We start from the raw sequence: 24,368 nt of genomic DNA on the forward strand, positions 1-24,368 counted from the left end.
CTCGAAAGGAGAAGGGCCAGCTGACATCAGTCCTGCTGCCAGCTCTGTACGGCTTCCTTACCATGCTTCTGACGCCACTCGTTCAGCGTCTTGTGATTGCCACCACGGGTCTTGACCACTTCACCGGTGTGCGGGTTCTTGTAAGTCTTCATCGGGCGCTTCGGGCGGCTGCCAGCCGTTGAATCGATCTTGCCGCCAGCCACTGAGGGATCAATCGCAGAGAGAATCTGAAGTACATCCTTCGGCGACTTGTCATACTCCTTCATCAAGGCGCGAACCTTGTTTTCAAACTCCAGTTCACCTTTCAGAGCCTGGTCTTTTTCAAGCTGTTCCAGCTCTGCAGCAAGCTTTTCCATAAGCTGTTTTTTCTGGTAATAGTCGTTAATCTTTGCCATGGAATTAAAACCTTATTCAAATAGGGGTTTTAAAAACTTAATTGGAGTTGACCAAAAGTCAACCAAGATAATAATCAAATAAATGTGATCTGGCAAAATTATTTATTTACGAGCCTTTAATAAAAAAAGCCAGTCAAGTTGACCGGCTTTTAAATCACACTCTGTACAAATTTTGTACTTACAGCCTGAGATCCGCTTCACCCAACGGCAAAACCCCCTTCAGATCAAACAGAACACCATTGTCTTTCAAATAAGCTCGCAGCTCTTTTGAAGATTTGGCGGCATATTCACGATGGGGCACCGCAAGAAATAGCGCATCATAATCTCCGGATTTCGGTGACTCCACCAGAGAAATACCATATTCATGATCGGCTTCGGTATTATCCGCCCAGCAGTCCGTTACATCCACGGAACAGCCGAAATCCTCCAACTCTCGAATAACATCAATCACCCGGGTGTTCCGCAAATCCGGGCAGTTTTCCTTAAAGGTAAGACCCATTACCAGCACTTTTGATGATGCCACGGTATGCCCGGCTTTAATCATTGCCTTAACCAGTTCGGCTGCTGCATAGGGGCCCATATTGTCGTTTACCCGCCGGCCGGACAGAATAATTTCAGGATGGTAACCAATAGCCTGGGCTTTGTGAGTGAGATAATAAGGGTCAACACCAATACAGTGGCCACCTACCAGGCCGGGTTTAAACGGCAGGAAATTCCACTTTGTGCCCGCTGCCGCCAGCACTTCATGGGTATCAATTTTCAGACGCGAGAAAATCATCGAAAGCTCATTCATCAGCGCTATATTCAGATCACGCTGGGTGTTTTCGATAACCTTTGCCGCTTCTGCCACTTTGATGGAACTGGCTTTGTGAGTGCCTGCGGTAATAACACTGGCATAAAGCGCATCCACTTCATCGGCAATTTCCGGAGTGGAACCAGAAGTCACTTTCATGATGCTGGTTACCCGATGCTCTTTATCACCCGGATTTATTCGCTCAGGACTGTAACCGGCAAAGAAATCCTTGTTAAACGCAAGACCGGAGACTTTCTCCAGTACCGGCACGCAAACCTCTTCCGTGGCGCCGGGATATACCGTGGATTCGTAAATCACAATATCGCCCTGCTTCAAAACCTTGCCTACGGTTTCGCTGGCTTTTACCAGAGGGGTTAAATCCGGAGTTTTGAATTCATCAATCGGAGTGGGCACAGTGACAATATAAATCTGGCAATCGCGAATGCCTTCAAGATTATCGGTAAAAGACAAACCCGACGCAGCAGCCAGCTCTTCTCGGGACACCTCACGGGTGAAGTCCACACCATCTTTCAGCTCGGCAATACGTTTGTTATTGATATCAAAACCGACAATTTCCCGTTTTTCGCCAAAGGCAGCTGCAAGAGGCAGCCCCACGTAACCCAGACCAATAACTGCAATTTTCTTCATTTGAATTCCTTTCCCCAGAAGCAAAACCCGGCGTCGATCCGCCCTACTCAGATGGGATAATTATGTCTGTACCAGTCAGAGATTGAAAACACCTTTTCAACGCCAGTTTGGCGCCCGAATCACCGTGGACAATTCGAATCTCACTGGGAGGTACAGGTATACCTGTTACAAACTCCACAAGATCCGATTGCCCCGCATGGGCCGAATAGCCCCCGACCTGATGAATCCGGGCCCGGATATCGTAGCGTTCATCATCCAGCTCTACCCAGCCACCGCGAGGCCCATAAGTCAGAATATCCCTTCCTGGCGTGCCCGCGGCCTGGTAGCCCACAAAGAGTACATCGTTCCGCTTAGCCCCCAGCATCGCCTTCAGGTAATTCACCACCCGGCCACCGGCGCACATACCGGAACCGGCCAGAACCACACAAGGGCGATGGGAGCGGGCCAGGTAATCCACCGCATTCAGGTGGTCTTCGTGGGAATTGATGACCGTGAGTTGCTCAAAAGAGAGCGGATGCCGGCCCTGGCGCACCAGGTCTGTGGCCTCAGCATCCCAGTAGGGCTTCAGGTCTCGGTAGATTCGGGTGAATTCCGCAGCAAGGGGCGAATCCACGACGATTTCCAGATTGCTCCATAGCTCTCCGCCAAACTCATGAATCAGGCCCTCAATCTCATAAAGCAACTCCTGCGTCCGCCCAATACTGAACGCCGGCACCAACACCGTGCCGCCATCTTCCAGGGCGTGCTCGAGCACCGCCTTCAATCGATAGCGCCGCGTTTCCCGATCCTCATGGTCCTTATCCCCATAAGTACTCTCAATCACCAGCCGGTCCGCCCGCTCCGGGGATTGGGGCGCCGGCAGCAAGGGTGCATGGGGCGCCCCAAGATCGCCACTGAACACAATCCGCTCTTCAACATCCCCCTCTACCGCATCACACTCCACATAGGCCGAGCCCAGAATATGCCCTGCTCTCTGCAGCCGAACCGACAGCGAACAATCTCCCTCAGCAAACACCGAATGCCACTGGCCATAAGGCACCGGCACGAGGCGGGAACGAATCAGCCCCAGCACCCGCTCAATCAACTGCCGGTCGCGGGTGAAGCCGATTTTCAGGGCATCCTCCAGAATCTCCGGCAGCATAATGGCTGAAGGCTCGGAACAAATAATGGGCCCGTCGAAACCCGCAGCCAGCAAATAGGGAATGCGCCCTACGTGGTCGATATGCACGTGGGTGATCACGAGGGCCCGGATATGCTTGATAGGGAAATCAATGGAGAGATCGGAAGCGGAAGCGCCGCGGCCTTCGTCCTGCCCCTGAAACAGGCCGCAGTCTATGAGGATGCCGCTCTTCTGGGCCCCTTGGCCAAGGGTAAGTTCGTGGCAGGAGCCGGTTACGCCAGAGGTGGCGCCGTGGTGCAAAATATCACTCATGGTCAACATTCCTTGTTGAAAAACGAAAACGGGGGCATTTAAGCCCCCGCCACTGAATCGCGAACTGCCAATCATATACTATGCCAACGGCAACCTACGGACCTTGTCCGCATTACTTATCTCTCCAACCCGCTCCTGATGGCCATTGCACCAAACCAGATCCGCCACCTCCCCATTGTGGGCAAATCCTGTGGGCGCCATTTTGAGGATCTTCATAATCTCATCGCAGTCAAATTCATGGCTTGCCCGCATTAACCGGTTCAGCGTCTGCTCTACCTCACCCCAAGCCATCGAGACCTCCCTTGCCATCATTATCCGGGGGTGAGCCGTACCCTGCGGGTTGTCGCCAATCAACAACTCCTCATACAGCTTTTCACCCGGCCGCAGCCCGGAGAAGACAATTTCGATATCCCCATCCGGCCGCTCATCTGTTTTCTCCATCAACCCCATCAGGTGAATCATCTTGCGGGCGAGGTCGGCAATTTTTACGGGCTCGCCCATATCCAGAACGAAAACTTCGCCACCCTGCCCCATACTGCCAGCTTGAAGCACCAACTGGCTGGCTTCGGGAATAGTCATGAAGTAGCGGATGATATCCGGATGTGTAACGGTAACTGGTCCGCCATCGCGAATCTGGTCCCGAAATAGCGGAACTACCGAACCGGAAGACCCAAGCACGTTGCCAAACCGCACCATGGAAAAGATGGTGTCTGACTGCCTCTGAGCCAGGCCCTGCAGAACAAGTTCAGCCAGACGCTTACTGGCACCCATCACATTGGTTGGACGCACCGCTTTGTCAGTGGAAATCAAAACAAAGCGCTTCACCCCAGCGGCTATCGCCGCTTCCGCAACATGGAAGGTGCCGAACACATTATTCTGAACACCTTCAATAATATTGTGCTCTACCAGCGGCACATGCTTGTAGGCCGCGGCGTGGTACACCGTCTCTATGCCAAAACTCCGCATTGCAGTTTCGCAGCGACGACGATGGGTAACACTGCCCAGCAACGGGTGGATCTCTACCCCAAGCGCCTCAATCTGATTGATCGCCTGAAGCTCGCGCTCAATTGCATAGAGGGAAAATTCGGACTGTTCGAACAGCACCAGCTTGGAGGGGCGATGCTGAATGATCTGGCGGCAGAGTTCCGAACCAATCGAACCTCCGGCACCGGTTACCATGACCGCTCGGTCATAAAGGCTCCTGGCCACCTGAGCGTTGTCAGGCTGGACCGGATCACGCCCTAACAAATCTTCTATCTCCAGGTCCCGGATATCGTTAATACGCGCCTGGCCAGCCACCAATTCAGACATTGTAGGAACGGTCTGTACCGGAATAGCCAGAGGCTCAAGCCTTTTTAGAAGCCGCTTGCGATCAATTCCTGAATCAGCATCCAATGCCAATAATAGCCTTTTAATCCGGTGTTCTTTTACAACACGCTCGATATGGCTAATGTCATACACTGGGATGCCGTTCACCAGCGCCCTGTGATTAGCCTTTAAAAGTGAAATAAATGCGCAGGGGTGGTACTCGGTTCCTTGGTCCAACGCATTGGCCAATTGGAGCCCCGTTTCGCCGGAGCCTACGATTCCGACGAATTGCTTATTCTGGTGCTTTGGACGGTTAACCAACATTCGCACAGTCATTCGAGTACCGCTGACGAAAATAAATGCCAGTGCGCCGTATATTATTGGAACCGAGCGAGGCACCAGTACCTCAAGCCAATACCCCAGTAAAATCAGAGTAATAGCCGAAACAAAAACACCTGTGATCACCGTGATGAAAGCACGGTCGCTCAGATATCGAATGACAGCCCGGTAAAGGCCCAGCCTCACAAATACTGCAATCGTAATAATTACTGTCAGCCCGGAAACGATAAGCTGGCCTCGATCTGGGACCCAAAACTGTTGTTCAAGACGGAGCGAGAAAGCCGCCCACAGAGCAAATAACAGGACCCCAACATCGGCGAAAACCGATATCAATCGCTTGTAAACCCGGGATAGATTAAGGAATTTCTGAAACATGGTTGTCCTTTACCAGCTAAATAGTACGAGGGCGCTTACTATTATAAGACATGAGGGGCAGAAACGGAGCTTTGAGCCCGTCAGTCAATTTGTCCGGGCACCCTGTCGCCGGAACCTTTGCCGGAGACCGTCATCAGTATATATTTGAAGTAGGCGGGTACGGTCAGGTTCTCCAGCATTTTCTTGTCAGTTTCTGCCAACAACCTGGGAGTAGACATGTCGATGTCATTCACCTGCGCTAACCCAGTAATACCCGGCCTCGCGGCCAGTACACCACGTGTCTCACGCTCCTTAATCAGTTCCTCTTGATTAAAAAGGCAAGGCCTTGGGCCCACAAGGCTCATCTCGCCTTTCAACACATTCCAGAGTTGCGGTAGCTCATCCAATTTGGTGCGACGCAAAAATCGGCCGAATGAAGTTATTGAAGAAGCGCTTGCTAAATGACTTGCAACGGAGGCGGTCTCTTTGGTCATGGTCCGGAACTTGACCAAAGTAAAAGGTCGCTTATTTCGGCCGACCCGCTCCTGTCTAAAAATGGGAGAACCTGTATCGAAGAAGCCGACAAAAAATAAAAGCAGTAACAATGGCAAACCGAATGCCAGCCCAAGGAGAGCAAACAAAAAATCAAAAATACGAATCACATCGAGTCCCTAGCAATCATAAAAGCACCTTCGTAAGCCATCGTGCACACTCAGCGGAGGTTCCCAGCCAAGCAAATTTTGGGCTTTGGAAATATCAACCTGCAAAGAATCAAGCAAACGCCGAGCGACCGGCTTTTTTCCAAGTAGGGCTGCACCAGCCATTAGTAGTCCAGCGGGTAAGGGTATCAGCCTAGATGGCTTTCCCATTGCCACGGCGACAGCCCTTAGTAGCTCAGTTGTCGACAGATCTTCACTATCACCCGCGAGAAAAACCTGATTAGCTGCGGCAGGATGGGAAATACAGGTAATGATCAAATCCACCAAATTACCCAATGCCACCAAAGAGCGCTTATTGTGAACGGCACCCAGAGGCAATGGTAGGCCTTTATCGACCAGCCGTATCATGCTCGCAAAGTTACCTTTTACACCGGGCCCATAGACCAGAGGCGGACGGATTATCACTACCTCCATACCAGTCTCGGCGGCCAATTCGATCAAGCCTTGTTCGGCCTCGAGCTTCGAGAAACCATAGGGATCTTCCGGAGAAGTCATCTCATCCGCCCGAAAGGGACCACGGCCCGAGGTGGACTCACCATTTACCTTTATAGTACTGAGAAATATAAAGCGCCTGACACCTCTATCCGCCGACTTCCTCGCCACCGCAAGAGTCATGTCCCGATTGATCTTTCGGAAAGCCGAGAGCGGATCTTCCGCCGTATCCTGCATTTGGTGCGCACGCGCAGCACAATGGACGACAACATCAGCCCCGTTGAGCGGTTTTGTCAAAGCCAATGGGTCTTCAAGCGAGGGTATCGTAACGACCGGAAAGCCGAAATCCTCGTCATTTCGACAAATGCCCAGCACTTGCTCACCCTCAGACTGTAAACGCTTAGCCAGGGCGCGACCAACAAACCCGCTGGCACCAGTAACAACGATCTTTCGACTCATTCAACCAACGTCCTGTCGAGAATAGTATGGCTCAGGTGTTCAATAAAACATTCGAAGCTCAAACCCCGCTTCAATTCGGCGCGGTCGCGGTCTAGCTCATCAGTTTCGATATTACCATCCTCAATTCTCGCAAAAGCATTTGTCAACGCCCCAGCGTCGGGCTCCACAACCACGCCAAGTCGGTTCGAAGTTACCCATTTTGCTACGCTAGTCTGTTCGCCGCATACTGCAAGAATGAAAGCACCGGAGAACACGTAGGAGGACGACTTACTAGGGAAGGCATATCGGGTAACCTCATCTTCGATCGGTAGCAGCGCCCACTCGTAATCAGCATTCAACTGGGCCGCCTCTGTCGCTGAAATCAGCCCGTCGTAACGCACCTGGGAATACTGATTTGCCAATTTTTTCAATTTTGGCGCGAACACTCCGCCACCGGCAAACGCAAACTCAAGCGAGCCACCAGCATCCAGATACCGCTCAATCGCATCGACCAAAAGCGGAATGCGTTGCAGCCGGCCGGCGTTTCCGCAGAACGAAAACCCTCGTCTTTTCGTCGACACCGGATCAACGCCTTCGAAGGATACAGCGGGATTGCTCAGCACAACGATTTCAGCATGTGTTCCCGATCGGCTGTAAATTTCATCGGCCATTTCCTGTGTAATAGTAATCAGCCTGCTAGCTTGTCGCATCACCAGACCATCAATCCACCGCAAGCACCGGTAAACAAGAGGGTTTACGGGAACTACCACGTTTGTGGCCTCAGGATGAATATCCTGTAAATGGTATATATAGGAAGCACGGAAAAGCTTTGCATATACCATAACAATAAACGGAACCACCACTGGCGGATCAGTAGAGACATATACCTTCCGGGGCCGGGTCCAGAGCAGCACACCCATCACCCAAATCATAAAAAAGGCAGCATCAACGATCCGGCGCGCAATGCCACTGGCAGAGGTTGTCCAGGCTTTACATGGATAGAACGCCACACCTTTGCCGCGCCCTTGCTGCGAAAGCTTAGAGCGGATATCAGCGTGGTCCTGAAGAATCACAGAGACGCGAAGTTCACCAGCGGCATTTTCCGCGAACCGCAACAATGCCTCTCCAATAACTGGGTACACGGGCCAGAAACTGCGGTTAATAATGGCTAGGTCTGAACGGCGGGGCAGTGGATAAGTCATGAGGTTGAAGTCAATACTTTTTCCAAACTACCCGATTCACATAATCAGTGTAGCTATGAATGATTCGTACCACTTTGTCAGAGACATTGGGCATGCTGTAATCCCCAACTAATCGCAGGCCTCTTTTCTCACCGCGGGCCTGGGTTTCAAGAATCGACAGCCCCTGCCTGACTCTTTCAACGTCCAGACCAACCATCATAACGGCAGCCTCTTCCATTCCTTCAGGGCGTTCGTGGGCCTCACGAAGATTTAGTGCAGGAAAATTCAGAATCGATGACTCTTCGTTGATCGTACCGCTGTCTGACAACACCGCCCGAGCCGAGAGCTGCAGTTTCACGTAATCATGAAAGCCTAACGGCTTCAAAAGCTGGACCTTATCGTGAAATACCGAGCCCGTGGCATTGATGCGATTCTGGGTTCTCGGGTGCGTGGACACGATCACCGGCAAGCTGTAATCCTCGGCGACGCCATTCAACGTTTCCACAAGGCGGGTAAACGAGCGCTCGGATTCTATATTCTCCTCCCGATGAGCGCTCACGACGAAATACTGATCAGCCTTCAACGAAAGCCTATCCAACACATCAGACGCCTCAATGCGTTGCCGGTAGTGATTCAGCACCTCGAACATCGGGCTACCGGTTTTGATCACCTGGTCCGGAGCCAAGCCCTCTCGCAGCAAATACTCCCGAGCAATGCTGCTGTAAGTCAGATTGATGTCGGCCGTATGGTCCACGATCCTCCGATTAGTCTCCTCGGGTACCCGTTGGTCGAAGCATCGGTTGCCCGCTTCCATATGGAAAATCGGAATTTGTCGACGCTTGGCTGGGATTACAGATAGACAGCTGTTGGTGTCACCAAGCACCAGTAAAGCCTCCGGTCGCACCTGTGCCAGAACTTCATCAATCGCAGAGATCAGGTTACCAATAGTGTTGGCAGCCCCCTTACTATCTGTCGCGCTATTAAGGAAGTAATCAGGTTTACGGATATCCAGGTCGTCGAAAAACACCTGATTCAGTTCATAGTCATAGTTCTGCCCAGTGTGCACCAGGACATGTTCACAGTGCTCATCCAGCCGGGACAACACCCTAGATAACCTAATAATCTCAGGCCGGGTGCCAACCACTGTCATTACTTTCAGCTTATTCATGGAGGATCTCAGGATTCAGGAAGAATTAATCAAAGAGGACAGGCGTAGGTGTCTGGATTGTCGCGATCAAAAATCTCATTGGCCCAAAGCATACAAACTAGCTCACAGTCACCGATGTTTGTGATGTCATGGGTCCAGCCAGGAACAGTTTCAACAATTTCCGATTTATCTCCCTGTGTCACCAACTCATATTCTTCACCCGTCTGCATATGGCGAAACTTGAACCTTGCAACTCCAGAGATCACCAGAAACTTTTCCGTTTTAGAGTGATGGTAATGTCCGCCTCGAGTGATTCCCGGGTGGGCCGTAAAAAATGAAAACTGACCACAGTCTGGTGTTTTCAACATTTCGACAAAGACACCACGCGCGTCACCATGCTGCGGCACAGCGTAAGAAAATTGCTCGGGCCGAAGAAAACTCAGATAGGTGGAATACAGCGCTCTGGTAAGGCCTGCGCCAACTCTAGGCGTCACAAGAGTGTTGCGACTGTCTTTAAATCCTTGAATAGTCTCTGCGAGCTCACCAACACTGGTGGCGTACTCAGGATAAACCAGTTCAAAGCCTTCAGAATCGCGGTTCGGCAGTGCACCGTCCAAGAGCGACAAAAAACGCGTAACAACATCGTCGACGTACACGAGTCGCAAAGGGGCACTCGGATTATCTATAGAGATCGGCAGCCCCTGTGAAATATTATTACAAAACGTCGCAACGACTGAATTGTAGTTCGGACGAGACCATTTACCGAACACATTGGGAAGACGGAACACATGCACCGCCACATCGTGTTCACGGCCATACCCGAAGACTGTAGTTTCAGCGTCGCGCTTGCTGCAACCATAATCATTGTCAAGCGCTGCCTGGGTTGATGATGAGAACACGACTGGAACCGCTTCACCTTTTTTGGCCCTGGCCGACAATCTTTTGCAAAGCCAAGAAGTCAGATCAACATTTCCCTTCCGAAACTCTGTAGCATCTTTCGGGCGATTTATGCCCGCTAGATGAAACACAAAATTGGCTCTAGCGATCGCAGTTTCGAACTCTTCCAGCGACGACTCCCTCGAAATCAACAATAACTCAATATCCGAGCGCTCAGCCAAATGCTGCCTCAGATTTTTTGCAATAAAACCGTTGGCGCCGGTGATCATTACTCGCATAACGTTCAATCCTGGGGTTGCGCATTTTCGCCACGGACGATGGCGCGAATGAAATCCAGCTTCATCAAAAGTTCCTGCATGCCTCGAATGTCTAGGCGAGTTGTATTGTGAGAATTATAATCCTGTGCTTCAGAAATCTGCTTTTCCCCCTCTTCCACGAACTTTCCGTAATTCAGATCTCTTAAATCCGGTGGAATCCGAAAGTACTGCCCCAAATCCTCTGCAGCAGCCATTTCCTCTCGGCTCAGCAAGACCTCAAACAGCTTTTCACCATGTCGGGTACCAATCTCACGTACTTCATGTTCTGGCCGATCCAGTAGGCTCGTTAATGCATAGGCCAGAGTCTGAATCGTGGCTGCAGGAGCCTTTTGCACAAAGATATCACCGGGATTGCCATGCTCGAACGCATACAGCACCAAATCCACCGCATCATTCAGCGTCATCATGAAACGAGTCATATTAGGATCAGTTATAGTAATCGGATGCCCAGACCGTATCTGATCAACAAATAATGGAATTACCGATCCCCTAGAAGCCATGACATTACCGTAGCGTGTTGCACATACTACGGTGTTGTTGGAGCTACGAGATTTTGCAACGGCGACTTTTTCCATCATTGCCTTAGATATACCCATTGCATTAATCGGGTAAACCGCCTTGTCCGTTGAAAGGCATACAACTCGTTCAACGCCACTGCTGATTCCAGCTTCGAGAACGTTTTCGGTTCCAAGCACGTTGGTTTTCACCGCCTCCAACGGGTGAAACTCACACGAAGGCACCTGTTTCAGAGCCGCTGCATGGAATATGTAATCGACGCCTCGAACAGAATTTAGAACGGATTGATAATCCCGAACATCGCCAATATAGAATTTTAATTTTGACGAACGATACCGTTTACGCATATCGTCCTGTTTCTTTTCATCACGACTAAAAATGCGTATTTCCGAAATATCTGTATGGAGAAACCGGTCCAATACGGCATTTCCAAAAGAACCGGTTCCGCCAGTAATCAACAGTGTTTTGTCTTTGAACATAACCTTACCGCAACCCATTTAAATAATCCGAGTGTAATTTCTGATCAGAGCTGGAAAACCTCATTTTTAAAACCTTTGCAGGATTCCCAGCAACAATGGAATAGGGAGCGACGTCACGTGTAACAACGGAACCTGCTGCCACAATCGCCCCATCACCAATCTGTACACCATTTAAGATAGTGGCCCCGTACCCGACCCACGCATCTTTACCAATTACAGTGGTCCGCCAATGTTCTCGACCACTGTCACGCATCAATACAGCAGGTGAATCAAATGAGTGGTCGCCACCTACAATCGCAACATTACCTGCAAGCATCGTATAGTCGCCGATAACTATAGACCCATCAAGATAACAACCACGCCCTAAGAAGCAGTAATTTCCAAGGACAACCTGGTCAGGATAAATGAAAACGCCGGAAGCGATGCGGCAGCAACGACCTGTGGATTTAAATTTATAAATGAAGTTCTTCTGGACATTGAATAAAACGTACAACGCGAAGGACTTCAAAAGACTTTTTAATGAGAACATATCTATCACCGCTGAATCGAGCCAGAGGTGTCGAACTCGTCTAGGCTTTCTCTTATTTTCTTGATTTCCGAAGATTCAGCAAATTGGTTATCAAACTCAGAAAACCACCGATCAAAAAACGGAATCTTTCTCACAAAGTCGACGAGTGGGAATTTTTTTGTAAGTCGATATAGGATGAAAACTGAAAGAACCGAAAATGAAATCACTTTGGCACGAAAAAGATGCTTATTCGAAACTGAAAAGTCCTGACAAGCTTGATTCATCAACATTTGCTCAGCATAGTTAACCAATCTTTCCGAAGCGATTGAACCATCAATATTTTCATAATAACCAGCCACGTCTTCATTTCTAAGGGGCAAATCCTGAGCCTCTGGCGAGGACCTGAGGTATTCGAGGAACTGATCTTTCGAGGTTAGAAACTTAGCCCTCTTTAATAGAACGCTATCGAAATAATCCGGTAGGTCAAACGGGCGTAAAATCTGGTAATGCTTTTTTAGGTAATGCGACTCAACAACTGTTGTTGAATACCAGGAAAGTATTGTATCCGCTGCCATAATCCATTGCTTGGCGGAACCAAAGGAAATAACTCTGAAATTATTATATTTATTTGCGAGTTCATATACCTTGTCCAGGTTGAGCTCATCAGGATGAGGACGATATATCAGTATGCTACTTGGATTCTTGTTCAACGCTTGCTCAAGCCAGGTGAGGACCTCGTTTCTCGATTTCGAGTGAATTTCCACGAAGTCTTCGAGATTAGATCCAGCAACCGATTCATTCATGCGAAGTCTGTGCTCCGAAATATCGGCGTATGTGAAACTCGAAAGGAAAAGACTCCAATCCTGACCCTTTTCTATACCGAACGCCTTGGCTAACTTTCTCTTTTGTTCAGCACAGTAGCCCTCGTCCACCCCACTCAATAAATCAAGATGTGGCGCTCCGATTGTAAGAAGATTCTCCGATGGAACTCCAAAATCTCTAAGGCGATCGAAGGTCGTCCGTCCCCAGCAGATGTGGACAGCATTCATCGCCGTTCCAGATGGGTTATGGTGTCCAAGTCGCTCCCATTTATCGGAAAGAACCTGTTCATACTGAAGATTGAGAATAAATCGTGGTCGCCCGTATCTAGCAATCAACCTTGCTACGCTTAGACCATTATATAAATGGGGAACCACTAGTATATCTGGTCCAGCACTTAAAAGATTAAACCCAAACCCCCAATAAAATTGTACCACATTGCATTCAAAGCCAGCCTTTTGGAACTTCTTTTGCAAAAAAAGAGCAGTCTCTAGCTCTCTATTTTTCCTTTCATAGACGATCAGGACTTTCATTTTCAACAGAAGACCTCTTTAAAAACATTAAGCATAGCAAAAACAACACAAACTGGGACTGGTGAACATAATTTGGAACGAATATCGCCACCAAATAAACTAGATTCAGAATTAAGAACGTAAACAATAAAATTAGAGTTAAAAAATATTCTCGAAACGAAATGGCCTTACTGCTCAGACCAAAAGACCAGATTAAAAAAACAACGAAAAAAGGAAAGAATAAGAGGCCATTTTCATAAACAACACTTACTAACCCGGAGTGGCTTTTTAAGTTAAAAGAAACACCATTATAAAAAACTTCCACCTCTTTAAAAGAGCTTCCGAAACCGTAACCAAAAATAATATTGAAAAAATTTCCGGAAACAAGCTCATCGATCAGATACAAAGAAACCGCGTTTCTCAAAAAATAAGATGTTTCTCGGTCAAAAATTTCCAAAATAATCGGCGAAAAATATAATATCGCTGAAGAAATTCCGGCTGACATTATCACGAGTACACCAAGAATCGAAGAAGAGATTCGAGAAACTTTTCTTGTCTTAATACGTGAATTGATACGAGAAGAAAGCCACAAGAAAACAGCAGATAAATATAAAAATATAGTTATGGAAAAGGCTTTCACTTGAATCCTCAAATCTTCGGTAAAATAGAAAATCGAGATGAAAATCCAACAAACATAGAAGGCATACAATAGAAAATAAAAGAACGGCTTACAGTTCTTGTCAAAACCAATGACAAGGAACAAAGCGATAGTCAGAAATGGAAGCACGTTCGAAAGAATTACATGCTGGCTTTTATTAATAAAAATAACGCTGAAAAAGTCAACGAAAAGATAGAGAATTATCGAATGGAAAAGCACTCCTTTTATGATCGAAATCTGCTCATCCCTAGAAAAATCCCCATAGATAGAGACGATTAATGGCGCAAGAAGCAAACAAAGAAATGGCACAAATGAGAACTCAGCTTCCTTGCTATTAAAAACACCATTTAGCAACTGAAAGGAAAGATATGATAGATATATAAGAAAAAGAGCAATCGAGACTTTCGAAAACGTTTTTTTATTAATGAATATAAGCAAGAAAAAAGATATGGAGAATAACGTCGCATAAGACCCAACAACCGAAAACCCGAACTTGTACGCGCTCATATATAAGATGTCAACGCTGTTCATCATCACAAAAATGATTACAAGCAAAGATCTCACCGCTTTTCTTTTACTCAAAGCTACGGTCATATAAAAGGTATTACTTTGAAAAAGGGAAAAGGTTATGTACTTCCGCAATCTTTGGCTCTAAGAACTATATAATTCGGCGCTTACAAGCAAAATCCATCGTCAACCACTATATTCTGGCCACAAATGTAAGACGAGAAATCCGACAAAAGGAAAACTATACTGCCGGTCACATCCCCCTCATGCAGAAGCCCTTTGCTCCGGCATCGTTTATTGTAGGCGATCTGAAAAGACTCCGGCTGACCTGCACTTATGCCACCGGGACTCACTGTGTTCACCCTAAAACCTGACCCCTTCATTAGAGACGAGAAATATGACCCCAGATGAACAACGCCCGACTTGATCGCCGCGTATTCTACCGGCATCGTCATATTAGTATTCTCGTATATTTCGAAGTCCGGAGCGACTACGCCATATATAGACGCGAGATTTACCAACGAAAAGTCAATCTTTTTATCGTTCGAGTACACCGCGCATTGCTGAGTAAATAGGAAGTATCCACCCAGGTGCAAACCTACATTTTCACAGAAATCACTATAGGTGACGTCGAGTGCTTTTCGCCCGTACCGCTCATTTCTAGGATAAGCCGCGTTAACTGCGCCGGCCACTTTCCCCCATTTTACTTCAGCAGATGCAAATACGTCTTCAACAGATTCTTTTTTACCAATATCAACTTTCACCGGAAGTATTTTACTGTCACCCAACTCTGAGATAAGGTCATGTAGTAAATCGGGATCTATATCTGCAGCAATTACGCGTCCACCTTCCTTCACTACAGAACGAACAATTTCCCGTCCCAACAAGCCTCCGGCGCCAACAACAAGTATAACTTTATTTTCCAATAACATTCTTGACCTCGGCGTAAAGCAATTCAGCAAATTTGAAATCCAGGATGTCATCTATGTCAACGGCTCGCTCTTTCGGTACGACTACAGATTTGAGCCGCCCCTCAAAGAGCCCATTCCGCTGCATGATGAAACTCTTTTTCAGGACATAGGCTACAGTCGTAACATCGAAAGCCTCTGGGGTATCCTGCCGCCGGACATACCCATCAGAAGGACATAGAATCGAAGTAGACCCGTCCAGTTCTCTGGAAACCATATTGAAAAAGGGGCTTCTGGCTGCAGGTGTAACCGTGATAACAGCATCTGTTTGGAAGTTCAGTGCGTTTATTGCTGCTTGAACATCATGAGTCGATCTGAGAGGACTTGTGGCGGGAAGGCTCAGGAAAGTATCAAATTCCTCTCCCAAGTCTTCAAGGTATTGAATAGCGTGGCGCCACGCTTCCCACTCTGGCGATTTATCGCCCGCCAGTTCCTCAGGACGATCGATAACTTCTGCACCATATTGCTTCGCTACGCGCTTTATCTCGGAATCATCAGTCGAAACAAATACCTTCGAAACTTGCGGGAGTGCTTTCGCCGTATTTATTGAATGGCCGATTAAAGGCACGCCGCCCAACGGGAGGAGGTTTTTCCGGGGCAAACCTTTGGATCCGCCCCGGGCGAATACAAATGCGTAGATCTTGCTCACAAGGCCTCCTCCACTTCAGTCCAAGCAGATTGATCACTGGACATCCTTATAGATTCAACCAGTCGCATTACTTGCATGGACGAATCCAACGTAGATTCAAAATCTGCTTCTGCCTTTATGAAGCCAATGAACGCAATCATTTGGTCAATGTACATCTGATTTCGGTCATAGTTCGGATCTGCATACACCGTCTCGGTACTACCATCCGCATGAAAAAGAAGTACCTTATTTGCTATCAGGTCCCATTCAATGGTGCCGATGGCACCAACTGCCTTAAAGCGCCGGGTGGGATGACGCTGCAGGAAGTCGAGGTGCACGTGGACCAACTGGCCTCCGCTTTGCTGGAGTAGGACATCTACAGTGTCCTCCACGTCAATCTCCAGGCTACCGGCGTTGCGAACGACGCCCAATGCGCGAGAGAACGGGCCGAAGAACCAGTTCAAATAGTCTAACTCATGGCTCAACTCCAACAGTGCGCCGCCGCCAAGATCTTTAATTGCTGAAACGCCCTTGCGATAGTCGCTTCCGGGGCGCCAATCTGGCAGGAACTGCCCCACTTCCGCAAATGCAGTGCTAATTGGTCCCACTGCCGCATCATCAATAAGCTTTTTCACTATTTGTGCCGCAGGCATGAATCGCAAGTTGTAGGCAACGCCAATGCGGGCGGTATACCCACGCAGTTTGGTCGCATCAAGTTCACGAACTGAGGCACAGAGGGGCTTTTCGATTAACACAGGTATGTTCGCGGCCAACAGCTCATCCGCGTGGCTTAGATGGTAGGGTGCGGGTGAAGCTATCACCGCAAAATCCGGTTTTTGCCTGACAGCGGTGGCTAAGTCCGATAAGACCTCGGAAGCGCCGACCTCGGCAGGATCAAGCATCCGGCCTGAAGCACTGACACAAACCACGGATAAATCCGGGAACAGATGTCGCAAATTTGCGATGTGTCTCTTCGCGATACTTCCACTTCCGACCACCAGAGCTCTCTTAAGGGGGGTGTCACTCATAGAAGCTCGACTTCTTCTTGTGCTTTCTTGAAATCGTCCATTTTGCCAATGTCGAGCCAGTATTCATGTACCGGAAACATCGCGACTTTTTTGGCAAGATCAATCTGTTTTTCCAACAAGCTTGGCATATCAATTCGTTCGCCAGTCTCGACGCAACCCACCAGTTCCGGCGACACAACGTATATCCCGGCGTTAATGAAGCACTTCTGAACCGGCTTCTCCTCCATACTCTGTATATAGGTGCCGTCTGTTTGAACAACGCCATAAGGAACCCGGTGCTCATACTCACGAACACACATTGTTGCAATACTGTCATGTTCAAGATGGAAGTCCAGGAGTCCACGGTAGTTCACTGTGGTGAGGAGGTCGCCGTTCATCATAATCAGTGGGCAGTCAATCTTTTCCTTGGGCAACAGTCCCAACGCCCCGCCCGTTCCAAGGGGCTCTTCTTCATGAACATACTCGATATTAACACCCCACTGAGACCCATCTCCAAAGTGCTCTCTTATCATTTCCGGCAAATAATGCGTTGAAATGAAGAAACGATAAAACCCTGCCTTGGCCAAGCTTTCCAGTATCAGTTCAAGAATCGGTTTGTCACCAACCTTTAGTAGGGGCTTGGGACACTCGTTGGTCAAAGGTTTCAAACGAGTTCCGAATCCGCCTGCCATCAGAAAGACCGGGTTTTCGACCGTTCTGCGCTCCATTAGCCCATGCAAGGTTTCAAGCCCGACGACTCGCCCTTCTGAATCAAGTAGCGGGATCTGAAGTAATTCGAGATCTTCCATTACGGAGAGGATCTTATCCTTAGACCAGTCAACATCAGCCACATGGGGCTTAGCGCACATCACATCCCTAACAGGCGCGGTCAGCGGAATATGCCGCAACAAGGCGCGACGGATATCGCCGTCGGTCAATGTACCCACTAACTTATCGTGGTCCTGCACTATCAAGGCAATTCGCAGCCCACCTTTATCAAGAACTGCAATCGCGTCTTCCAGCGGCAAATCCGGCTGGATAAGTACGTTCTGCCACTTTTTCATGTATCAAGTATTCCGTTTGCAAAAGGAATTGGTGTTCCGGGGCCTTAGAGAACGTCTTTGGCTGTCAAAGACCCAGCTTTTATGAAGGTTTTTGGCGCTACTGTCACTCCGTGGGTAATCGTTGCACCAGCACCAATAAAGGTACCGGCACCAACACTTGCATCGCCACAGAGGGTAGCGCCGGGTGCGAGGTGACAATGCTCTCCTAAACAGGAATCATGATCGACGGAGCTGCGGGTGTTAATGATCGTATTAATTCCGATCCGTGCGCCCGGTTGTACAACACATCCCGCCATCAGCTGGACGCCGTCGCCTACGTGAGCGTCGTGAGAGACCCAGGCAAAAGGGTGGACGAGAGATGGGAAGTGAAAACCCAATGCTCTGAAACGCTCGAACACGCCCTGACGAATGCGACTTCCGGGCATCATTCCAATTCCATTGAGCAATAGAACCGTTTGTGGGTTTACCCCAGACAAATATTCATCCCCTCCGAGAGCCTTCAAGCCATTCCAGATCTCGCTGTGTGTGCCCTGAAACTTCGGGTCGCAGACGCCGAGGATGTTGGCACCGCACAGTTCTGCAAGTTCCCGTACAACCTTCGCATGCCCGCCCGCCCCTATTAAAATACAATCTCTCGACAAGAGGTCGGCTGCCAACACCTGGGTCACTCTGGCACATCTCCCTCTGAGTAGGATTCTGAGGCAACTTTGCCCACCATATCCCAAAGCCCCATTGGAGAAACCCCCCGTCCACAGCGGGCCGTGGATAATGCACCTCGCTCGATTTTTTCGCCTTTTTTAACTGGCTCGCAAAAAATCACCTGCTGCCGTGCTGCCTCACGAGTATCCCACTCGCTGGGCTGCGGTTTTTTAATACCGTCACCGAGGGCCCGCTCAACATCTCGTAGGGCGCGCACCAAATCGTAAAGCTCGTCCGGCTCCAGAGAAGCCCTGTGATCCGGGCCCGGCAATGTGCGGTCCAGCGTGAAGTGCTTCTCAATAATGGTTGCTCCGAGTGCTACGGCAGCTGTAGGTATAACCAGGCCCTGCGTGTGATCAGAGTAGCCAACAGGCAAACCGAAAGCGTTTGCGAGGGTCCCCATGGCATTGAGGTTCACCTCTTCAATCGGCGTTGGGTATTGCGACGTACAATGGAGCAACGAAACCTTGCCTTGCAGAGAAGCCTGAACGTCCGGATTGCTCCAGAAGCGCCACACTTGCTCGAGACTTTCCGGCTCTTCTTCGTGAGCATAGCCAAATGCGACGATGGCAAGCGCCTGTTCAATTTCACTCAGCGTCGCCATGCCTGTAGAGATGATCAGTTCCTTGCCGGTTTGGGCAAAAGCCAGCAATAGCGGACCATTGGTGATCTCCCCGGAAGGGATCTTGTAATAGGGAAGGTCCAATGTTTGCAGGAAAGCCAGGCTCTGGAGATCAAAGGCTGTTGATATGAATGTTATATCCAGTTCCCGTGCGTACCGCTGGAGCTCGAAATGCCATTCGGTTGGCAATTCCAGTTTTTTCAGCATATCGAACTGGCTTTCGAGCGCATCCGTGGTCGCTTGCTGATATTTCGCTTTCGGCGCTGTAAGGGCTGCCAGTCGCTCTGCGTTAAAGGTCTGGAATTTAACGGCATCGGCACCTGAATCCGCTGCTACTTTGACCAGTTCAAAGGCCATGTCGCGATCGCCGTTGTGATTAACTCCTGCTTCTGCAATTACTCTTACCATTCAAATCATTCCTCGTGGGCCCAGGAAATGTCATGAAAGCGTTTTGCTCCAGTGGCCCGCTGATTTTTCAGAATATCGACAATCTCTGTCGACGTATCACCACTGCCATAAGGGTTCTCACAAGTTTCTGAAATCTTCTTGGCTGAAGGTGAAAGTGCCTTACGGATGGCCTGGGTGATGTTATCTTGGGATGTCCCACAGTGAATAACTGAGTCTGCTGCAAGCCTTCCTTTTTGACGCACACCAATATTAACCGTCGGTCTTCTGAGAGAGGGAACTTCAATAACACCACTGGAAGAATTGCCAATCACACCATCGCTAAGGTCAACCGCGCTCAGATAGCACTGCATACCAAGCGAGGGTACCGCAAACACTCTGTCGGGATGGGCAGTAGCGAATTGTTCGAGCATCTGAATCAACCGATGCCCGCCATCGTCTGAATTGGGATAGGTGAGCAAAACCTGATGGTCCGGGAATTCATCAAGGGCTGACAAGAGGTTTCTGAAGGTATCTTCGCTATCCTCATTCCCCGCAGTTACCGGATGATACGTCACGAGAAAAAACGGGTGTTTGAGATCGGTCTGAAATTTCTGGTTAATGGTGCTCAACGGAACACGTGGGACCGTGCAGATATTCTCAATTCCCAACGCTCCCACGTTCCAGACGCGCTCGGGATCCTCCCCCATCTGAATGACCCGTAGCCTGTACTCTTCCGAAGCGACAAAATGAAAATGAGACAGCTTGGTAATCGCATGCCGGATCGGGTCATCATAAGCACCCTCAGTCAGCTCACCACCATGAAGGTGAGCAATTGGAACGCGCATCACCGCAGCCACTTGGGCAATTGCAAGCGCTTCATAGCGATCACCCAGAATCACCAGGCAGTCAGGCTGGAGGCGCTCCAACGCATCTGCAAACCCGAGCACCCCAACCCCCATAGATTTGGCAATGCCACAGCTGGTGTCAGATGCCAGCAACATTTCTACCTTGGCATCAATGGTAAACCCATCGTCCTCTATCGTTCGCCAAGTCTCTCCAAACTGAGGTGCGAGGTGCATACCGCTTACAATCAACTGCAAGCGCAGCTCTGAATGCGCTTCCAGTTTTCTGAGCAAGGGATATAGCAGGCCATACTCTGCTCGGGTTCCGGTGAATACTGCGATCTTTTTCATTTCTGGACCGGCTTTACGCTGCTGGGAAGATTTACCAGGCGCTCGGCTATGCTCCTTGAGGTGCGAAGGTCTCCCCTGGGGCAGTGGGAATACATTGGCAAATCGCACATCAGTTGCCAGACTGGACGAGTCATTACGTTTTTGGCATTTGTACGCTCGAGTAGATGGTCTCTTGATGACTGGTCCGGGCAGAGAACCGCGTTCAGCCAGAAGTTGCTCCTGCAACCATCGGGCTCGTCCACAAATTGAAACTCCGTGTCTTTGAGGAGCAATCTATACTCCCCTGCCAAGGCCCTTTTCTCAGCCAAAAACTCCGGTAATTGCTCCATTTGGGCAACGCCCAACGCAGCATTGATGTTGGGCAACCGATAGTTGAAACCTACCTCGTCGTGAACGTATTCATAGGGATGCGGCTTTTTCGCGGTCGTAGTGAGATGCTTGGCTCGCTGGCCTGTTTCCGCATCACAGAGAATCATGCCACCGCCACCGGTGGTAATGATCTTGTTTCCGTTAAAGCTCACCGCTGCCAGTTTGCCAAAGGATCCAGTATGACGACCCTGATAAAAGCTGCCCAAGGATTCTGCCGCATCCTCAACCAAAGGAATGTCCCATTTTTCGCAAACACGGACTAGACCGGCGAGATCAGCGGGGTGACCGAAAGTGTGCATTGGCATGCATGCGGAAATCCTTCGGCCGGAGGCTCGATCAACGCACTCACCCGACTCGTTCTTGCTGGCGAAGTTTTCCAACCAGCTTTCCAGAGCATTTGGGCTGAGCCCAAGGGTAGCCTCGTCAACATCAATAAACAGTGGAACTGCGTTACAGTAGTGTATTGCATTGCATGTGGCGACGAAGGTCAGTGCCTGAGTAATCACCAGGTCTCCCGAAGAAACGCCTGCTAATCGGAGGCTCACATGGAGTGCGGCGGTTCCGTTTACCGTAGCGACCGCTGCTTGTGTGCCAGTGTAAACAGCCATGTCCCGTTCAAAACGATTGACATACTCCCCAACACTGGAAACAAAAGTCGAATCGATTGTGCTGGCAACATAGGCTTGCTCGCTGCCCTTGAAAACCGGCGCGTGTAGTGGAATGAATTCGTTGGTTCCGTAATGGTGCTTCACGAACTCAACAAGCCGATTTACCGACACTTCAGACATTATAGATTCCAGCCTTGTAGTGCTTAAGATTATCCGGGTTTGTAAACCACTCCACGGTTTTCCTCAAACCCTCCTCAATTGAATGCTCAGGGGCGAATCCAGTCAAATCACGGATCTTGGCGTTCTCTCCCCAAAGACGGAACACCTCTGATTTTCCTGGCCGAATTCGTTGTTCATCAGTAATGAATTCAACATCGCTTTGCATTATCTCCCGTATCAACTTCAGAGTATCGCCAACTGAAATCTCGAAGTTCGAGGCAATGTTTACCGTTTCACCGATTGTTTTCTCAGAATTGGCCAGCGCGAGAAATCCCCGGCAGGTGTCTTCCACATAATTGAAATCCCTGGTGGGCGACACATCTCCGAGCTTGATTGATTTCTGGCCAGCAGCAATCTGGGTGATAATCGTGGGAATCACCGCTCTGGCGGACTGCCGTGGACCATAAGTGTTAAATGGGCGGGCGACAGTCAGCGGCAGGTCAAACGCATTGTAGAAACTCATCGCCATCGCATCAGCGGCGATTTTGGATGCACTGTAGGGAGACTGCGGCTGAACCGGGTGCTTCTCATCAATCGGAACATACTGGGCAGTGCCGTACACCTCACTGGTGGAGGTGTGAATCACTCGCTTCACACCATTTTCGAGCGCTGCCTGGCAAATATTCAGTGTTCCTTTGATGTTGGTATCGACATAACTATCCGGTGCCACATATGAGTAGGGAATGGCAATCAGTGCGGCCAAGTGGTAAACAATATCTACACCCTTGGTGATATGTTTGCAGTAATGTGGATCACGAACATCACCGTTTAGTACCTCTATCTCGTCCAGACAATCGATATTTTCGAGCCAGCCCCAATAATTGAAGGAGTTATATTGAGACAAAGCTTTTACTTTATAACCTTCACGAACAAGAAGTTCAGTGAGATGAGACCCGATAAATCCATCAGCGCCGGTTACCAATACAGTTTCTTTCATAATAATAAAGATCCAATTCCAAGATTACAGAAGCAAGCTTTACGCGAGTAGAAGCTCTCTGCGAGTAGTGAGCCATTTCCAATATTTCAGGCCTGTAGCAGTAGCACTCCCCACAACCATTGCAACAGTGACTGCCCAATATTCAGAGTGAGAGGCAAGAATGAACAATGTTAATCCTGCTGCCATCAAACCAACAACATTTGCGGCAATAATGCTGCCATCCCTTGTCGTAGTGTAGAGCCCATACTGAAATACATAGCCAATGATAAAAATGGCCATGGCAAAGATAACAGCAGCGAATAAAGGAAGATTTTCTGCATAGACCCTCTCTTCAAGGAGAGGAAAGATTATTATTCCCGCAAGCCCGGCGCCAACCGTCAAAACTGCAAGCCACAAAACCGACTGCCTTGCCAATTTTCTGTAAGAGACTTGGAACTCACTGAGATTGTTCTCTTTGTACGCCTTCATCATTCTCGGGTAGTAGAAGACAAAAACACCTGATTCCATAAAAGAAAGCATCGCGGATGCTACCCCCATGTAGACACTGTATGCGCCCAGAAGAGCTAAACCATTCAGAGCCTCGAAGGCGTATCGATCAAAGGTGAACAAAGATCTGACAGCCACGGAAGACAAAAGCAAGGGCACAGCAATGATCACGCCTGCTTTTACCCAGCGCCAATCAAGCCTTGACAATGCTCCTGCCCAATCCAACTTCAACAGTGGCCACACTCCAATAAGTATGCTGCTAGAGGTACCTATCATCCAGAACAGCAGCAGATCAGCAATATTTCTGAAGTTTGGCTCCAGCCACATTGCTAATGTAAAGCAGATTGCCCAAAGGGCCTGCTTTATGAAGATGATCAGAGTTGCCAGCAAAGGTCTTTCAATTGCAACAAGCAACCTCATCAATTCGGTTGAAAGGTGCTCCAGAACCACCAGACAGAAGAAAGACGCCATGACGGTCCAGGGCAACACTCCCATCAGAAACAGAATACTTGAGGCAGGCAGAACGACAAGATACAGCAGGCAAAAGAAAACCAACTGACTGGCCAAAAGACCCGACCACTCGGACTTAGGCCTCGCTACGATGTCACGCGTGCTGTAGGTATAAAACTCGAAACCAACAAAATAGATAGAATAAAAAACTGTGACCGTAATGAGGCCATACAAACCGACTTTTTCGGGTGGCAGGAAAACCGCCAATGACAAAATGAAGGCAAACTTTACAGCTAATGTCAGAGCCCGCAGGCTCAGGTTGAACAAACGAA

At 49.1% G+C, this 24,368-nt stretch carries 22 protein-coding genes and 1 pseudogene; all 23 read right to left on the reverse strand.

Annotated elements, in window-relative coordinates; all coding sequences use genetic code 11:
* Positions 1–26: 26 nt before the first annotated feature.
* The 23 genes and pseudogenes from ACO06L_RS06585 to ACO06L_RS06695 all read right to left on the reverse strand — a co-directional run bounded on the left by ACO06L_RS06585 (position 27) and on the right by ACO06L_RS06695 (position 24,363).
* Positions 27–395: a histone-like nucleoid-structuring protein, MvaT/MvaU family gene (locus ACO06L_RS06585; RefSeq protein WP_202346930.1), complete on the reverse strand. Its 369-nt coding sequence runs from the start codon at positions 393–395 to the stop codon at positions 27–29.
* Positions 396–573: 178 nt separating this feature from the next.
* Positions 574–1,836 (reverse strand): Vi polysaccharide biosynthesis UDP-N-acetylglucosamine C-6 dehydrogenase TviB, encoded by a 1,263-nt coding sequence (gene tviB / locus ACO06L_RS06590; RefSeq protein ID WP_202346931.1) that lies wholly within the window; start codon positions 1,834–1,836, stop codon positions 574–576.
* A 43-nt stretch (positions 1,837–1,879) separates the two neighbouring features.
* Positions 1,880–3,268 (reverse strand): MBL fold metallo-hydrolase RNA specificity domain-containing protein, encoded by a 1,389-nt coding sequence (locus tag ACO06L_RS06595; protein WP_202346932.1) that lies wholly within the window; start codon positions 3,266–3,268, stop codon positions 1,880–1,882.
* A gap of 78 nt (positions 3,269–3,346) precedes the next feature.
* Complete coding sequence (locus ACO06L_RS06600) at positions 3,347–5,290, reverse strand: polysaccharide biosynthesis protein (protein WP_202346933.1); 1,944 nt, start codon at positions 5,288–5,290, stop codon at positions 3,347–3,349.
* Between the two features lie 80 nt (positions 5,291–5,370).
* Complete coding sequence (locus tag ACO06L_RS06605; RefSeq protein ID WP_202346934.1) at positions 5,371–5,931, reverse strand: sugar transferase; 561 nt, start codon at positions 5,929–5,931, stop codon at positions 5,371–5,373.
* A gap of 9 nt (positions 5,932–5,940) precedes the next feature.
* The gene (locus ACO06L_RS06610; RefSeq protein ID WP_202346935.1) at positions 5,941–6,879 is read right to left on the reverse strand and encodes a UDP-glucose 4-epimerase family protein; all 939 of its coding nucleotides are present in this window, start codon (positions 6,877–6,879) and stop codon (positions 5,941–5,943) included.
* Positions 6,876–8,060 carry a glycosyltransferase gene (locus tag ACO06L_RS06615; RefSeq protein ID WP_227715846.1) on the reverse strand — a complete coding sequence of 395 codons (1,185 nt, stop codon included), beginning with the start codon at positions 8,058–8,060 and terminating at the stop codon, positions 6,876–6,878. Before ACO06L_RS06615 ends, ACO06L_RS06610 begins: the two co-directional genes overlap by 4 nt.
* 10 nt (positions 8,061–8,070) lie before the next feature.
* The gene (gene wecB / locus ACO06L_RS06620) at positions 8,071–9,207 is read right to left on the reverse strand and encodes a non-hydrolyzing UDP-N-acetylglucosamine 2-epimerase (RefSeq protein WP_202346936.1); all 1,137 of its coding nucleotides are present in this window, start codon (positions 9,205–9,207) and stop codon (positions 8,071–8,073) included.
* Positions 9,208–9,236: 29 nt separating this feature from the next.
* Positions 9,237–10,361 (reverse strand): UDP-2-acetamido-2,6-beta-L-arabino-hexul-4-ose reductase, encoded by a 1,125-nt coding sequence (gene wbjC, locus ACO06L_RS06625; RefSeq protein ID WP_202346937.1) that lies wholly within the window; start codon positions 10,359–10,361, stop codon positions 9,237–9,239.
* A gap of 5 nt (positions 10,362–10,366) precedes the next feature.
* Positions 10,367–11,395, reverse strand: coding sequence for a polysaccharide biosynthesis protein (locus tag ACO06L_RS06630; protein WP_202346938.1), 1,029 nt, complete (start codon positions 11,393–11,395; stop codon positions 10,367–10,369).
* Between the two features lie 55 nt (positions 11,396–11,450).
* Positions 11,451–11,615, reverse strand: a pseudogene (locus ACO06L_RS06635) (DapH/DapD/GlmU-related protein); the annotation flags it as partial.
* 314 nt (positions 11,616–11,929) lie between these two features.
* Positions 11,930–13,255 carry a surface carbohydrate biosynthesis protein gene (locus ACO06L_RS06640; protein WP_227715864.1) on the reverse strand — a complete coding sequence of 442 codons (1,326 nt, stop codon included), beginning with the start codon at positions 13,253–13,255 and terminating at the stop codon, positions 11,930–11,932.
* Entirely contained in the window at positions 13,233–13,874 is a 642-nt protein-coding gene (locus ACO06L_RS06645; RefSeq protein ID WP_202346941.1) for a hypothetical protein, read from the reverse strand. The genes ACO06L_RS06640 and ACO06L_RS06645 overlap by 23 nt, the downstream gene beginning before the upstream one ends.
* Before the next feature lie 692 nt (positions 13,875–14,566).
* Positions 14,567–15,331, reverse strand: a complete 765-nt coding sequence (locus tag ACO06L_RS06650) for an oxidoreductase (protein ID WP_202346942.1) — start codon at positions 15,329–15,331, stop codon at positions 14,567–14,569.
* Positions 15,315–16,016 carry a cytidylyltransferase domain-containing protein gene (locus tag ACO06L_RS06655; protein ID WP_202346943.1) on the reverse strand — a complete coding sequence of 234 codons (702 nt, stop codon included), beginning with the start codon at positions 16,014–16,016 and terminating at the stop codon, positions 15,315–15,317. The genes ACO06L_RS06650 and ACO06L_RS06655 overlap by 17 nt, the downstream gene beginning before the upstream one ends.
* The gene (locus ACO06L_RS06660; RefSeq protein WP_202346944.1) at positions 16,013–17,023 is read right to left on the reverse strand and encodes a Gfo/Idh/MocA family protein; all 1,011 of its coding nucleotides are present in this window, start codon (positions 17,021–17,023) and stop codon (positions 16,013–16,015) included. The genes ACO06L_RS06655 and ACO06L_RS06660 overlap by 4 nt, the downstream gene beginning before the upstream one ends.
* On the reverse strand, positions 17,020–18,066 hold the full coding sequence (locus tag ACO06L_RS06665) for a nucleotidyltransferase family protein (protein ID WP_202346945.1): 1,047 nt from the start codon (positions 18,064–18,066) through the stop codon (positions 17,020–17,022). The genes ACO06L_RS06660 and ACO06L_RS06665 overlap by 4 nt, the downstream gene beginning before the upstream one ends.
* 44 nt (positions 18,067–18,110) lie before the next feature.
* Positions 18,111–18,734, reverse strand: a complete 624-nt coding sequence (locus ACO06L_RS06670) for an acetyltransferase (protein WP_202346946.1) — start codon at positions 18,732–18,734, stop codon at positions 18,111–18,113.
* Positions 18,731–19,795, reverse strand: a complete 1,065-nt coding sequence (gene neuB, locus ACO06L_RS06675) for an N-acetylneuraminate synthase (protein WP_202346947.1) — start codon at positions 19,793–19,795, stop codon at positions 18,731–18,733. The genes ACO06L_RS06670 and neuB overlap by 4 nt, the downstream gene beginning before the upstream one ends.
* Before the next feature lie 5 nt (positions 19,796–19,800).
* Positions 19,801–20,967 (reverse strand): UDP-N-acetylglucosamine 2-epimerase, encoded by a 1,167-nt coding sequence (gene neuC / locus ACO06L_RS06680; protein WP_202346948.1) that lies wholly within the window; start codon positions 20,965–20,967, stop codon positions 19,801–19,803.
* Positions 20,964–22,124 carry a LegC family aminotransferase gene (locus tag ACO06L_RS06685; RefSeq protein WP_202346949.1) on the reverse strand — a complete coding sequence of 387 codons (1,161 nt, stop codon included), beginning with the start codon at positions 22,122–22,124 and terminating at the stop codon, positions 20,964–20,966. The genes neuC and ACO06L_RS06685 overlap by 4 nt, the downstream gene beginning before the upstream one ends.
* Positions 22,117–23,100, reverse strand: a complete 984-nt coding sequence (locus ACO06L_RS06690) for an NAD-dependent 4,6-dehydratase LegB (protein WP_202346950.1) — start codon at positions 23,098–23,100, stop codon at positions 22,117–22,119. The genes ACO06L_RS06685 and ACO06L_RS06690 overlap by 8 nt, the downstream gene beginning before the upstream one ends.
* A 39-nt stretch (positions 23,101–23,139) precedes the next feature.
* Positions 23,140–24,363 (reverse strand): lipopolysaccharide biosynthesis protein, encoded by a 1,224-nt coding sequence (locus ACO06L_RS06695; RefSeq protein ID WP_202346951.1) that lies wholly within the window; start codon positions 24,361–24,363, stop codon positions 23,140–23,142.
* Between the last annotated feature and the right edge of the window lie 5 nt (positions 24,364–24,368).

Origin of the sequence: Marinobacter sp. (genome assembly GCF_965229985.1) — a bacterium.
GTDB lineage: Bacteria > Pseudomonadota > Gammaproteobacteria > Pseudomonadales > Oleiphilaceae > Marinobacter.

Coding starts and splice junctions, on each gene's coding strand:
- ACO06L_RS06595 (WP_202346932.1), bottom strand. CDS start 3,268: ATGAGTGATATTTTGCACCACGGCGCCACCTCTGGCGTAACCGGCTCC.
- neuC (WP_202346948.1), bottom strand. CDS start 20,967: ATGAAAAAGATCGCAGTATTCACCGGAACCCGAGCAGAGTATGGCCTG.
- ACO06L_RS06650 (WP_202346942.1), bottom strand. CDS start 15,331: ATGTTATTGGAAAATAAAGTTATACTTGTTGTTGGCGCCGGAGGCTTG.
- ACO06L_RS06610 (WP_202346935.1), bottom strand. CDS start 6,879: ATGAGTCGAAAGATCGTTGTTACTGGTGCCAGCGGGTTTGTTGGTCGC.
- ACO06L_RS06660 (WP_202346944.1), bottom strand. CDS start 17,023: ATGAGTGACACCCCCCTTAAGAGAGCTCTGGTGGTCGGAAGTGGAAGT.
- ACO06L_RS06630 (WP_202346938.1), bottom strand. CDS start 11,395: ATGTTCAAAGACAAAACACTGTTGATTACTGGCGGAACCGGTTCTTTT.
- ACO06L_RS06600 (WP_202346933.1), bottom strand. CDS start 5,290: ATGTTTCAGAAATTCCTTAATCTATCCCGGGTTTACAAGCGATTGATA.
- tviB (WP_202346931.1), bottom strand. CDS start 1,836: ATGAAGAAAATTGCAGTTATTGGTCTGGGTTACGTGGGGCTGCCTCTT.
- wecB (WP_202346936.1), bottom strand. CDS start 9,207: ATGAATAAGCTGAAAGTAATGACAGTGGTTGGCACCCGGCCTGAGATT.
- neuB (WP_202346947.1), bottom strand. CDS start 19,795: ATGGTAAGAGTAATTGCAGAAGCAGGAGTTAATCACAACGGCGATCGC.
- ACO06L_RS06690 (WP_202346950.1), bottom strand. CDS start 23,100: ATGAAAGAAACTGTATTGGTAACCGGCGCTGATGGATTTATCGGGTCT.
- ACO06L_RS06640 (WP_227715864.1), bottom strand. CDS start 13,255: ATGAAAGTCCTGATCGTCTATGAAAGGAAAAATAGAGAGCTAGAGACT.
- ACO06L_RS06585 (WP_202346930.1), bottom strand. CDS start 395: ATGGCAAAGATTAACGACTATTACCAGAAAAAACAGCTTATGGAAAAG.
- ACO06L_RS06665 (WP_202346945.1), bottom strand. CDS start 18,066: ATGAAAAAGTGGCAGAACGTACTTATCCAGCCGGATTTGCCGCTGGAA.
- ACO06L_RS06615 (WP_227715846.1), bottom strand. CDS start 8,060: ATGACTTATCCACTGCCCCGCCGTTCAGACCTAGCCATTATTAACCGC.
- ACO06L_RS06685 (WP_202346949.1), bottom strand. CDS start 22,124: ATGTCTGAAGTGTCGGTAAATCGGCTTGTTGAGTTCGTGAAGCACCAT.
- wbjC (WP_202346937.1), bottom strand. CDS start 10,361: ATGCGAGTAATGATCACCGGCGCCAACGGTTTTATTGCAAAAAATCTG.